Annotated in this window: 9 protein-coding genes; 4 read left to right on the top strand and 5 right to left on the bottom strand. The window is 61.3% G+C overall.

What is annotated here, in order from left to right:
- Positions 1 to 20 precede the first annotated feature (20 nt).
- Positions 21 to 1247, bottom strand: coding sequence for a DUF4347 domain-containing protein (locus BSF44_RS20365; protein ID WP_256589121.1), 1227 nt, complete (start codon positions 1245 to 1247; stop codon positions 21 to 23).
- Between BSF44_RS20365 and BSF44_RS20360 the strand changes: the two genes are divergently transcribed.
- Together BSF44_RS20360 and BSF44_RS20355 are read left to right on the top strand one after the other, a co-directional pair.
- Positions 1248 to 7811, top strand: a complete 6564-nt coding sequence (locus BSF44_RS20360) for an Ig-like domain-containing protein (protein WP_371918283.1) — start codon at positions 1248 to 1250, stop codon at positions 7809 to 7811.
- A gap of 44 nt (positions 7812 to 7855) precedes the next feature.
- Entirely contained in the window at positions 7856 to 9370 is a 1515-nt protein-coding gene (locus BSF44_RS20355) for a TolC family protein (RefSeq protein ID WP_095945031.1), read from the top strand.
- A gap of 26 nt (positions 9371 to 9396) precedes the next feature.
- On the opposite strand, the gene BSF44_RS20350 is transcribed toward BSF44_RS20355, so the two are convergent.
- Together BSF44_RS20350 and BSF44_RS20345 are read right to left on the bottom strand one after the other, a co-directional pair.
- Positions 9397 to 10155: a slipin family protein gene (locus BSF44_RS20350; RefSeq protein WP_095945030.1), complete on the bottom strand. Its 759-nt coding sequence runs from the start codon at positions 10153 to 10155 to the stop codon at positions 9397 to 9399.
- 2 nt (positions 10156 to 10157) lie between these two features.
- Positions 10158 to 10691 carry an NfeD family protein gene (locus BSF44_RS20345; RefSeq protein ID WP_095945029.1) on the bottom strand — a complete coding sequence of 178 codons (534 nt, stop codon included), beginning with the start codon at positions 10689 to 10691 and terminating at the stop codon, positions 10158 to 10160.
- 197 nt (positions 10692 to 10888) lie between these two features.
- Here BSF44_RS20345 and BSF44_RS20340 point away from each other — a divergent pair, with 197 nt between their 5' ends.
- A complete protein-coding gene (locus BSF44_RS20340; protein ID WP_095945028.1) occupies positions 10889 to 11350 on the top strand; it encodes an aminoacyl-tRNA deacylase in 462 nt (153 codons plus the stop codon).
- Between the two features lie 137 nt (positions 11351 to 11487).
- Positions 11488 to 11733: a DUF2789 domain-containing protein gene (locus BSF44_RS20335; RefSeq protein ID WP_095945027.1), complete on the top strand. Its 246-nt coding sequence runs from the start codon at positions 11488 to 11490 to the stop codon at positions 11731 to 11733.
- A gap of 4 nt (positions 11734 to 11737) precedes the next feature.
- On the opposite strand, the gene BSF44_RS20330 is transcribed toward BSF44_RS20335, so the two are convergent.
- A complete protein-coding gene (locus BSF44_RS20330; protein ID WP_095945026.1) occupies positions 11738 to 12019 on the bottom strand; it encodes a type II toxin-antitoxin system RelE/ParE family toxin in 282 nt (93 codons plus the stop codon).
- Positions 12016 to 12294 (bottom strand): antitoxin of toxin-antitoxin stability system, encoded by a 279-nt coding sequence (locus tag BSF44_RS20325; protein WP_095945025.1) that lies wholly within the window; start codon positions 12292 to 12294, stop codon positions 12016 to 12018. Before BSF44_RS20325 ends, BSF44_RS20330 begins: the two co-directional genes overlap by 4 nt.
- Positions 12295 to 12406: the final 112 nt, after the last annotated feature.

The following is a 12406-nucleotide window of genomic DNA, read 5'->3' as shown; positions in this document are numbered from 1 at the left end:
TTGACGGAGCAAAGGCAAAGTCACGGGCAACCGAAGGCCAACGGACGCCAGCGGCGCCCATGATCATGTCCCTTGAACCGCGCATGCTGTTCGACGGCGCCGTCGCCGCCACGGTGGCCGATACCGCCGTAAAAAGCGCCGGTGACACCGCCACCGCCGCCGCCACCGGAAGCGCCATTGGAGGTTACGGTGACGTTTCTCAGGGTCAGAATCCCTGCGTTGAAAATGCCCCCGGCCATCGCGCCCGAGGCACCGTAGCCACCATTACCACCCGTGCCCGACACCAGGCCCCGGGTGATCACCAGACCATCGAGCGTCACGATTTTCCCCGCCGCTATTTCAATCACTCGGGTCCTGTACTGACCATCGAGAGTCACGTCAGCCGCGTTGTCGTTGTTCAAGTCGCCATCAACGGTGATGTTCTTGTTGATCAGCAGTTCGGACGTCAGCTGCACCGTCATGCTGCTGTTAAAGGTGACGATGTCGCCGTTCTGCGCCGAGGCGATGGCGGCACGCAGTGAGCCGACGCCCGTGTTGGCGTTGTTGGTGGCGGTCCATGTAGCCAGGCCCCATTGGTAATCACTCATGGCTTGCGTCGACAGCACGTTGGCGCTTTCGATGTTGCCGGTGACGATTTCCAGATCCCAGTCGCCGCCCACACCGGTGCGGTTGTTCGAAGCCGCTACATCGCGTCCGGTCATTTGCGCCAGCGAATCGACAAAGCTCAAGCCACGCTCGCCATCGGCGGTGTAGCAGCCGTAGATCAGGATGTCCCCGCCAGCGTTGATGTCCTTGCCGATTTGCGCCAGCACCGCGCTGCGGGCGGCGACGTTGTCGGCCGACAGATAGCTGTCGCCCAGCCACAGGTCGCCGGTGTTGCCGTGGGCAATGATCTGCACCGAGCTGATGCCCTGATGCTGGTCGAGGTAGTCGGCGATCTGTTGCAAGCCATCCTTGCCGGCGACCAGTTTCACGATCTGGGTGCCGGACGCCACCCCTTGCATCAGGCTGTCGGCATCCTTGACCCGAGAATCGACGAACACCACGCTTTGGCCAGGCACCGCGACGGGGCTGGCGGCAGGTGCGGCATCGGCCTGGCCGTGGGTGTCCTTGCTGGCCGTCGGGTGATCGGCGGTCGGTGCCTTGGCGGCATCGGTTGTGGAATGACTATCGGCCTGGGCCGCGGTATCGGCCACCGTGGCGGCGGCGGCGCCGGTGGTTACGGCGGCGGTTATGACGCGACCCACATGGGCGGTCGCGGCGGTACCACCACTGGCGGTGCTGGTGGGGTGGGCGTTTCCTATTACAGCAACGGCGGTAATGGTTCGACGGCCACCAATGGCACGATTTCCATTGGCGGCGGTGGTGGCGGGGCCGGTTGGGACAAGGTGGGTGGCGCTGGCGGCAACGCGGTGGGCGGGATCTACAACGCCAGTAGCGGCACGATCACCATCATTGGCACGTCGACCATTAGCAACAATATTGGCGCCGGTGGCGGCGGTGGCGGTGGCGGTGGCCAGGGCAGCAATGCCAGCAATGGCGGTGTGGGCGGCCGGGGCGTCGGTGCGATCTGGAACAAAGGCACATTGTTGATCACGGCAGCCAACTTCGCGGCCCTGGCCGGTAATGCCGCGGCCAGTGGTGCAGGCGGTACCGCGCAGGGCGGGGGGACAACCGGCACCTCGCCAACCTCCGTTGCGACAATCTATAACGACGGTGGTGTACTCAACACCGCGTATTCGCCGCCACCGACCGCGACCATTGTGGTCGCTGACACTACGCTGAGCATCGGCGAAACGTCCTTGGTGACGATCACGTTCTCCGAGATCGTGACCGGTCTCACCAACGCCGACCTGACGATTGCCAACGGTACGCTCAGTACAGTGAGCAGCAGTAATGGCGGGCTCACCTGGACGGCAACGTTTACCCCGACCGCCAGTATTACCGATACCTCCAATGTCATCACTCTGGACAACACCGGAGTGATAAATCTTCTGGGCACCGCCGGCGTCGGTACCACCAACTCCAATAACTATGTCGTCGATACGGCGCGGCCAACGGCCACCATTGTGGTCGCGGACACCGCGCTGAGAATCGGCGAAACCTCGCTGGTGACCATCACTTTCAGTGAAGCGGTGAGCGGTTTCACCAACGCCGACCTGACGATTGCCAACGGCACATTGACCGCGGTCAGCAGCAGTGACGGTGGCATTACCTGGACGGCCACCTTCACACCTTCGGCGAGCATCAACGACACGACCAACCTGATCACCCTGGACAACACCGGGGTCAGCGACCTGTCGGGCAACGCCGGCAGCGGCACCACCGATTCCAACAACTATGCCATCGACACGGTCCGCCCGACCGCCACGATCGTGCTGGCCGATACGACGCTGAGCGCGGATGAAACCTCGCTGGTGACCATTACTTTCTCCGAAGCAGTAAGCGGTTTCACCAACGCCGACCTGAGCATCGCCAACGGCACGTTGACCTCGGTGAGCAGCAGTGACGGCGGGATTACCTGGACCGCGACCTTCACCCCGACCGCCGGCGTAAATGACACGAGCAACGTCATCACCCTGAACAATACCGGTGTCACCGACGTGGCCGGCAACACCGGCAGCGGCACCACCAACTCCGGCAACTACACGATTGATACCGTGCTGCCGACGGCTACCATCGTGGTTGCCGACAACGCCCTGCAAATCGGTGAAACGTCGTTGGTGACCATCACTTTCAGCGAAGCCGTGAGCGGTTTCTCCAATGCTGACCTGACCATCGCCAATGGCACTTTGAGCGCCGTCAGCAGCAGCGATGGCGGTATCACCTGGACCGCGACATTCACCCCGACCAATGCCATCACCGACACCAGCAACGTCATCACTCTGGATAACAGCGGTGTGCAAAACGGCTCGGGCAACGCGGGCAGCGGCACCACCGATTCCAACAACTACGCCATCGACACCGTGCGCCCGACGGCGAACATCGTCGTGGTCGACGATACGCTGGCCATCGGTGAAACCTCCCTGGTGACGATCACCTTCAGTGAAGCGGTGAGCGGTTTCACCAACGCAGACCTGACCGTCGCCAACGGCACATTGAGCAACGTCAGCAGCAGTGACGGCGGTATCACCTGGACGGCAACCTTCACGCCGTCCTCGAGCATCAACGACACCACCAACCTGATCACCCTGAACAACACCGGGGTCAGCGATCTGGCGGGCAACGCTGGCAGCGGCACCACCGACTCCAACAACTATGCCATCGACACGCTGCGCCCGACCGCCACGATCGTGCTGGCCGATACGACGCTGAGCGCGGGTGAAACCTCGCTGGTGACCATCACCTTCTCCGAGGCGGTGAGCGGTTTCACCAACGCGGATCTGAGTGTTCCCAACGGCACGTTGAGTGCGGTGAGCAGCAGCGACGGCGGCATCACCTGGACGGCGACGTTCACGCCAACTGTCGATGTCAACGACACGACCAACCTGATCATCCTGGACAACACCGGCGTCGCGGACCTGGCAGGCAACACCGGCACCGGCACGACCAATTCCGCCAACTTCACTATCGACACTGTGTTGCCGACCGCTACCATCGTGGTCGCCGACAACGCTCTGAGCGTCGGCGAAACCACGCAGGTGACCATCACTTTTTCGGAGGCGGTGAGCGGATTCAGCAACGCCGACCTGAGTATCGCCAACGGCACGCTGAGCACGGTGAACAGCAGCGATGGCGGCATCACCTGGACGGCCACCTTCACCCCGACCGCCAGCATCTCCGACGCCACCAATCTGATCACCCTGGACAACAGCGGTGTGCAGAACGCCTCGGGCAACGCCGGTAGCGGCACCACCGATTCCAACAACTATGCCGTCGACACCATGCGCCCGACGGCTACCATCGTGGTCGCGGACACGGCGCTGGCGGTGGGCGAAACCTCGGTGGTGACTATCACCTTTTCCGAGGCGGTGACCGGCTTTACCACGGCCGATCTGACGGTGAGCAACGGTACGCTGAGCAATCTCAGCACCAGCGATAACATCACTTATACCGCGACATTCACGCCAACGGTTGGCATCACCGACACCACCAACCTGATCACCCTGGACAACAGCGGTGTGATCGACGGGGCGGGCAACGCCGGTAGCGGAACCACGGATTCGAACAACTACACTGTCGACAGCCAACGTCCGACCGCGACCATTGTCATGGTCGATTCAACCCTGAGTGCCGGCGAAACGACGCAGGTAACCATCACCTTCAGTGAAGCCGTGAGCGGTTTCACCAACGCGGATCTGAGTGTTCCCAACGGCACGTTGAGCGCGGTGAGCAGCAGCGACGGCGGCATCACCTGGACAGCAACGTTCACGCCGACCTCCGCGATCAATGATTCGACCAACCTGATCACCCTGGACAACACCGGCGTCACCGACCTGGCGGGCAACACCGGCACCGGCACGACCAACTCCGCCAATTTCACCATCGACACCGTGCTGCCGACCGCCACCATCGTGGTCGCCGACACTGCCCTGAACGTCGGCGAAACTTCGCTGGTGACCATCACCTTCAGCGAGGCGGTGAACGGTTTCAGCAACGCCGACCTGAGTATCGCCAACGGCACCCTGAGCGCGGTGAGCAGCAGCGATGGCGGCGTCACCTGGACGGCAACCTTCACACCGACCGCCAGCATCACTGACGCCACCAACCTGATCATCCTGGACAACAGCGGTGTGCAGAACGCCTCCGGCAACGCGGGCAGCGGTACCACCGATTCGAACAACTTCGCCATCGACACCCAGCGCCCGACCGCCACCATCGTGGTCGCCGACACTGCCCTGAACGTCGGCGAAACCTCGCTGGTGACCATCACCTTCTCCGAGGCGGTGAGCGGTTTCACCAACGCCGACCTGACCATCGACAATGGCACCTTGAGTGCGGTGAGCAGCAGCGACGGTGGCATCACCTGGACGGCTACCCTGACACCGCTGACCGGTATCGCCGACACCAGCAACCTCATCCAGTTCGATAACAGCGGTGTGCAGGATGCGGCGGGCAACACCGGCAGTGGTGTCACGGACTCGAACAACTTTGCGATCGACAGCCAACGCCCGACCGCGACCATTGTCATGGCCGACACCGACCTGCGTCCCGGCGAAACGACCCTGGTGACCATCACCTTCAGCGAAGCGGTCAGCGGTCTGGACAGTTCCGATCTGAGCGTCGCCAATGGCAGCTTGAGCGGGTTGAGCAGCAGCGACGGTGGCGTTACCTGGACCGCGACGTTCACGCCGATCGCCGGCATCACCGACACCACTAATTTCATCATCCTGGACAACGCCAATGTCACCGACGCGGCAGGCAACGCCGGGAGCGGGGTGACCAACTCGGCGAATTACCTGGTGCAAACCAGCGTGCCGACCGCCAGCATCGTGATCGCCGACACCGCGCTCAAGGCTGGCGAAACTTCTCTGGTGACCATCACTTTCAGTGAGGCAGTCGGCGGATTCAGCAACGCCGACCTGACCGTCGCCAACGGTACATTGAGCAACGTCAGCAGCAGCGACGGCGGCATTACCTGGACGGCGACCTTTACGCCAACCTCAAGCGTTACCGACGCCAGTAACCTGATCACGCTCGATAATAGCGGCGTGGCCAATGGGTCGGGTAACGCGGGGTCGGGCACCACCGACTCGAACAGTTTTGCCATCGACACGGTGCTGCCGACCGCCACCATCGTGGTCGCCGACACAGCGCTGAGTACCGGCGAAACCTCATTGGTGACCATTACCTTCAGCGAAGCGGTGAGCGGTTTCGACAACGGTGACTTGACCATCGCAAACGGCACCCTGAGCAATGTCAGTTCCAGCGACGGTGGGATCACCTGGACTGCCACCTTCACCCCGACGGCCGACATCACCGACACCAGCAACACCATCGCGCTGAACTCGGCGGGCGTGCAGGATGTAGCCGGCAACGCCGGCAGCGGCACGGTCAACTCCAATACCTACGCCATTGATACCCAAAGCCCGACCGCCACCATCGTGGTCGCCGACGGTTCGCTGGTGGCCGGTGAATCGTCGCTGGTGACCATCACGTTCTCCGAGGCCGTGAGCGGTTTCGACAACAGTGACTTGACCATTCCCAACGGCACATTGAGTGCCGTGAGCAGCAGCGACGGCGGTGTGACCTGGACAGCGACCTTCACGCCCACCAGCAATGTGAAGGACACGACCAACCTGATCAGCTTGAACAACGCCGGGGTGTTCGACCTGGCGGGCAATGCCGGAACCGGCATCAGCAGCTCGGCTAACTTCACCATCGATACCGTGCTGCCGACGGCCACCATTGTGGTTGCCGATTCGCAACTGGGCATCGGCGAAACCACCACCGTGACCATCACCTTCAGTGAAGCGGTGAGCGGTTTCGACGTATCGGACATCAGCGTTGCCAACGGCGTGTTGTCGAACCTGAGCAGCAGCGACGGCGGCGTGACCTGGACCGCGACCCTGACGCCCACCGCCAATATCAACGACGCAACCAACCTGATCGTGCTCGACACCGGTCGCGTGCAGGACGTTGCCGGCAACGTCGGCGCAAGTATCGCCATCTCCAACAACTACGCGCTCGATGCGACCCGGCCGACGGTGAACATCGTGGTTGCCAACCCGAACCTCGGCATCGGCCAGACCACTACGGTGACCTTCACCTTCAGCGAGGCCGTCAGCAACTTCGATCTGTCCGACCTGAGCGTGACCAACGGCGACCTGAGCAACCTCGGCAGCAGCGATGGCGGCAAGACCTGGACGGCGACGTTCACGCCGACAGCCAATGTCACCGACCCAAGCAACTTCATCGCCCTGGACACCCGCAACGTCACAGATCTGATGGGCAACACGGGCAACACGGTGGCGGTGTCGAACAATTACACCCTCGACAGCGAACTGCCGACCGCCACCGTGGTGATCGCCAATCCGAACCTGGGCGTGGGCCAGACCTCGCAGGTGACCATCACCTTCAGCGAAGCGGTCCGCGGTTTTGATTTGTCCGACATCAGCATTGCCAACGGCACCTTGTCCGACCTGAGCAGCAGCGACGGCGGCAAGACCTGGACCGCGATGCTGACGCCGACGGCCAACGTCAATATCGCCAGCAACGCGATCAGCATCGACCGCGCCGGTATCAGCGATATGGCCGGTAACAGTGGCAGCGGCGTGAGCCAATCCGACAACTTTGTCATCAACACGGTGCCGACCTCATCGGTTGTCGTCGTGACGGTAGACCCCGAGTTCCAAAGCAGCACCCCGGTGACGCTGCCCGATGTGCCCAACGTGCCGCTGCAACCGACCATTTTCACGCCTCCGACGGGCAACCTCACTTCTCCTTTGACCTTCCAGCCGTTGTTCGAGCAACGGGTGATCGGCAACGGTATCCGGCCGTTGGGCGATATTTTCATGAACCACGGGGCATTGACCCCGAGTTTCATCGCACAGGTTTTCAGCAGCACTGACGGCGGTGGCGACGGTTCGGGGAATGGTTTCCTCGGTTTCGGTGGCGGTGACGGCGGTGTATTCAGCACCAGCACGCTGTCGAGCCTGTTCAATCAGGACAGCAGTAGCGAACGCGATTCGTTGAACGCCTTCGGCAGTCAGTCGATCAAGTCCGGCGATGTTTCCCAGGGCCTGCGCGGGGTGTTTGGCGCACCGACCCTGGGTCAGCAATTGCAACAGCTCAAAGACAACGAGCAGCAGCAGGTCGCCAACCTGGCCGCCGCTTTGAAACTGGCCGGTATCAGCGAAATGCAGGCCTGAAGAGAACTTTCACTTTTGATGCGGCACCCAGGGGCGATGCAAGGATGAATAGAAGTCATAAGTTGTTTGGAGCCAGTCTGCTGGCACTGGCGATCAGCGGATGCGCAGTCACCAGTGAGCCGATCGAACGCAGTGTCAGTGAACAGCGGGCCAAAAGTGACCTGCAAAACATGTACAAGGGGCAGGAACCTCTTGGCGGCCCTTTGACCTTGCACCAGGCCATGGCCCGTGCGGTGAAGTACAACCTCGAAGGCCGCTTGAAAATCATGGAGGAAGCCCTGGCCAAGCGTCAGCTCGACCTCGCCAGTTTCGACATGCTGCCGCGCATGGCGCTGGACGCCGGATACGTGGGCCGCAACAACGTCAACGCCTCCAGCAGCCAGAGTGTGCGCACCGGCACACAGTCCCTGGAGCCTTCGACCTCCCAGGACCGCGATCGTGATGTAGCGGACCTGACCATGGTCTGGAACGTGCTCGATTTTGGTGTCAGTTACATCAGCGCCAAGCAGCAGGGCGACCAGCGCCTGATCGTTCAGGAACGCCGGCGCAAGGTGATCAACACCATCGTCCAGGACGTGCGTTCGGCGTATTGGCGGGCGATGGCCGCCGAACGCCTGCTCACGCAGATCGACAGCCTGATGGCGCGGGTTGAAACCGCGCGCAACGACAGCCAGAGCATGAGCCAGCAACGCATTGGCGATCCGGTGCAGGCCCTTGGTTATCAGCGTTCGTTGATCGAAGCGACACGCCAACTGGAAGAACAGCGCCGTGCCTTGTCTTTGGCGAAGACCGAACTGGCGACCCTGATCAACCTGCCGCTGGGGACCGAGCTGACCCTGGCGACTGATAACGGTTATGAAATTCCCGAACTCAAGGTCGATCTGGCCACTCTCGAACAGGAAGCCCTGACCAGCCGCCCGGAACTGCGCGAGCAGGATTACCAGGCCCGCATCAGCGCGGCCGAGACCCGCAAAGCGATGTTGCGCCTGCTGCCCGGCCTGGAGTTTTCCGCTGGCGGACATTACGACAGCAACTCGTTCCTGGTGGAGCAAGGCTGGGCCGATTACGGCGTCAAAGTGACCTGGAACCTGTTCAATGTGATCTCGGCTCCCGCGGCGATCGACGTGGCCAAGGCTGGTGAAGAAGTCGCTACCGCGCGCCGTCAGGCGATGTCGATTGCGGTGCTGGCGCAGTTGTATGTGGCCAATGCCAATTACCGCGAGGCCTTGCGCCAGTTCAAGACCAATCAGCAATTGTCGGACATCGACGGGCAAATCGTCGGTCAGTTGCGCAATCGTCACCAGGCGGACGGCATTGGTGAACTGGATCTGATCCAGGGCGAACTCAACACCTTGCAGGCCGACCTGCGTCGAGACCTGTCGTACGCCGACTTGCGCAACGCTTATGGGCAAATTTTCGCCAGCGCCGGCCTCGATCCGCTGCCGGATCAGGTGCAATCGACGCAAGTCCAGTCGATCGCCACGGCCTTGGCCAACCGCGAAGCGGCTTGGGCGGCGGGTGATATTACGGTCCCGGTGGCTCATGCCCCGGCGCGTTGATCTGAGGACGCAAACGGCGGAGGCTGTCAGGATTTCGACGACAAATCCGCCATGCCCTTGAGCAACTCGATCGGTAGCGGAAAGACGATGGTCGAGCTCTTGTCGCCAGCAATCGAACTCAGGGTCTGCATGTAGCGCAGTTGCATGGCCCCCGGTTGGCGGCCAAGCATTTCGGCGGCCTGCATGAGTTTTTCCGAGGCCTGCAATTCACCCTCGGCGTGAATCACCTTGGCTCGCCGTTCCCGTTCGGCTTCGGCCTGTTTGGCGATGGCACGGATCATCGATTCGTTGAGGTCCACGTGTTTGATCTCGACGTTGGCGACCTTGATGCCCCAGGCATCGGTCTGGGCGTCGAGTACTTGCTGGATGTCCAGGTTCAAGCGTTCGCGTTCGGCCAGCAGTTCGTCCAGTTCGTGTTTACCCAGCACCGCCCGCAGCGTGGTTTGCGCCAATTGGCTGGTGGCGGCCAGGAAGTCCTCGACCTGGATGATTGCCTTCTGTGGATCGAGTACGCGGAAATACAGCACCGCGTTGACCTTGACCGACACGTTGTCGCGGGTGATCACGTCTTGCGGCGGCACGTCCAGCACCACGGTGCGCAAATCGACCCTGACCATTTGCTGGACCACCGGAATCAGCAGGATCAGGCCAGGGCCCTTTACCTGCCAGAAACGCCCGAGCTGGAACACTACCCCGCGCTCGTACTCGCGCAGGATGCGGAACGTCGACCCCGCCAGTGCGATGATCAACAATAGCAGCGCGACAAGACCCAATTGCAAACCCATGACTATTCTCCGCCCGGCGCCGCGTCAGCCGCGGCCACTTGCAGCAGCAAGCCCTTGCGCCCCACCACCCGTACCTGTTGTCCCGGTTGCAGCGGCGTTGCGCTGAGCACTTGCCATCGTTCTCCTTGCAGATGAACCCAGCCGCCACAGGCGTTGCCGGCCTGCAATGAGGTCACCGCCGTGACGCTGCCGAGCAACCCGGCATCACCGCTGACGGTGTGGCGCGGTCGGGTCTTCAGGGCGTGAAACACCAGGTAGATCAGCAACAGTGCGCTGATCAGTCCCAGGCCGATCATCAACGGCACGGGCACTTCGGTATTGGACAGGATCACCGCGCCGATCACGAACATCACGATGCCGCCCAGGCCGATCACGCCGTAATTGGGCAGGGCCGCCTCGGCGATCAGGAACGCGATGCCGAAGGTGATCAACCAGATCCCGACGGGGTTGGGCACCAGCAATACAACGGTGTCGGCCGCGCAGGCCGATCCGCTCAACGCCAACAGCAACGCAACTGCACAGCAACGCGTGTTCACTTGACCCTCCGGGAGAGTCTTGGGTAGCTCTGTAGACAGTTTAGTTGACCGGCGAGTTGTATGAATTTTGCTCAAATGTCGATGACATCCGATGGGCGGATTTCCCGCCGGAACGCGTCAGCGGGCCTAGACTTTCAGTACCGAAAGAAGTGTTAACCAGCGTCCGTCAGCGGTTGTTGCGGACACGGAGGTGCATCATGCGTATGGCAAGAACCGTGCAGCGAAGCCTGGAAAAGGCTAAATGCGAATATGACATCGTCAGCCACCCACACTCGGCCAGCAGCCTTGAAACGGCGCGGGTCGCAGGTATTCCTGCCGAACGGGTGGCCAAATCGGTGATCCTCGACGATCACCATGGGCATTACCTGATGGCCGTGCTGCCCGCCAGCCGTCACCTGGACCTGAGCAAAGTCCGCAGCAGCGGTGAGTGGCAGGTTTCCCGCGAAAGCAACCTGGCGCACCTGTTCGATGATTGCGAACGTGGTGCCGTACCGGCGCTGGGTGAGTCCTATGGGTTGGAGGTGGTCATCGATCCGCTGCTGACCCGGCAGAAAGACATCTATCTGGAGGCCGGCAACCACGTCAACCTGGTGCGCATGGACATGCCCGAGTTTCTGAAAATGGTGCCCCATGCCGAGGTTCGGGAGTTGAGTCATTGAGTTTTTTTCGTCAGTGCTGACGTCATCGCGAGCAGGCTCGCTCCCACAAGGATCTGTGTCGATCACAAAACCTGTGGGAGCGAGCCTGCTCGCGATGACCGCGCAGCGGTCCCTTAATCAGTTCGCAGGAGCCAGACATGGAAAGCCCAACCCACAACCTCCCATCCCTGTTCAAACAACTCGGCCTGCCGGACGACGCCGAAAGCATCGATAAATTCATCGCCACCCATTCACCGCTCAAACCGGAGTTGCACCTTGCGGATGCATTTTTCTGGAGCCCCAGTCAGGCGGAGCTTCTGCGTGAGGAGATACTTGACGACGCGGATTGGGCGGAGGTGGTGGATCAACTGGATGTGCTGTTGAGGAAGGGGCGGGGGGTGTGAGTCGTCATCGTCCGGGCGGCCACTGTCGGGATGTATGGACCAGGGCGAGTATCCAGATGGCGTCCAGTCCCTGTTCATAAACAATGCGGTAACTCTGATGTGGAATCAGCTCGCGAGTGCCTGAAATGATCCCGGCTGGGCCGCTTTCCGGGTATTGGGCAAGCCGGGATAGCGCATCGCTGAACCGGTTGTCCATGTCGATGGCTGCCTTCGGGTTAACGGCATGCAGGTAATCCCAAATGTCTGCACGGTCCTGTGCTGCTTCTTTCGTCCATATTATTTTCATTCCTGTAGCTCGGCCCGCCTGCGCCTGGCAGCGAACTCTGCCTCGATTTCATCATTTGTCAGCCCGTCGCCGGCGCGCATCGAAGCGCGTGCGGTGTCGACCTTGCGCTGCAGGAATGCTTCGTACTCGCGAGACTCCCGTTGGGTTTGAACAAACTGACGCATCATTTCCCGGACGATCTGCGAGGCGGGGCGATGAGCGGCTTCTGCCTCGGCCATGAACTGTTCACGCAATTCAGACTCAAGTTTCATTGTAAAAACGGCTTGTTTCGACATGGCTGTCTTCTCGATTGTCGTACTGACAAAGTATATACATCTTCAGTACGGAGTCTGGTTCATCCCCTATGGCTTCGCGACGGATGGAAGCCAATATGTTTCAAAACTTGAC

The organism is Pseudomonas sp. ACN8 (genome assembly GCF_002303925.1).
Lineage (GTDB): Bacteria > Pseudomonadota > Gammaproteobacteria > Pseudomonadales > Pseudomonadaceae > Aquipseudomonas.
This window is presented reverse-complemented; position numbering and strand designations above follow the sequence as displayed.

Bases quoted from the DNA above. Each gene is read 5' to 3' on its own strand.
- BSF44_RS20350 (WP_095945030.1), bottom strand. From the start codon at position 10,155: ATGGGTTTGCAATTGGGTCTTGTCGCGCTGCTATTGTTGATCATCGCA.
- BSF44_RS20340 (WP_095945028.1), top strand. From the start codon at position 10,889: ATGCGTATGGCAAGAACCGTGCAGCGAAGCCTGGAAAAGGCTAAATGC.
- BSF44_RS20360 (WP_371918283.1), top strand. From the start codon at position 1,248: ATGGGCGGTCGCGGCGGTACCACCACTGGCGGTGCTGGTGGGGTGGGC.
- BSF44_RS20335 (WP_095945027.1), top strand. From the start codon at position 11,488: ATGGAAAGCCCAACCCACAACCTCCCATCCCTGTTCAAACAACTCGGC.
- BSF44_RS20325 (WP_095945025.1), bottom strand. From the start codon at position 12,294: ATGTCGAAACAAGCCGTTTTTACAATGAAACTTGAGTCTGAATTGCGT.
- BSF44_RS20355 (WP_095945031.1), top strand. From the start codon at position 7,856: ATGAATAGAAGTCATAAGTTGTTTGGAGCCAGTCTGCTGGCACTGGCG.
- BSF44_RS20330 (WP_095945026.1), bottom strand. From the start codon at position 12,019: ATGAAAATAATATGGACGAAAGAAGCAGCACAGGACCGTGCAGACATT.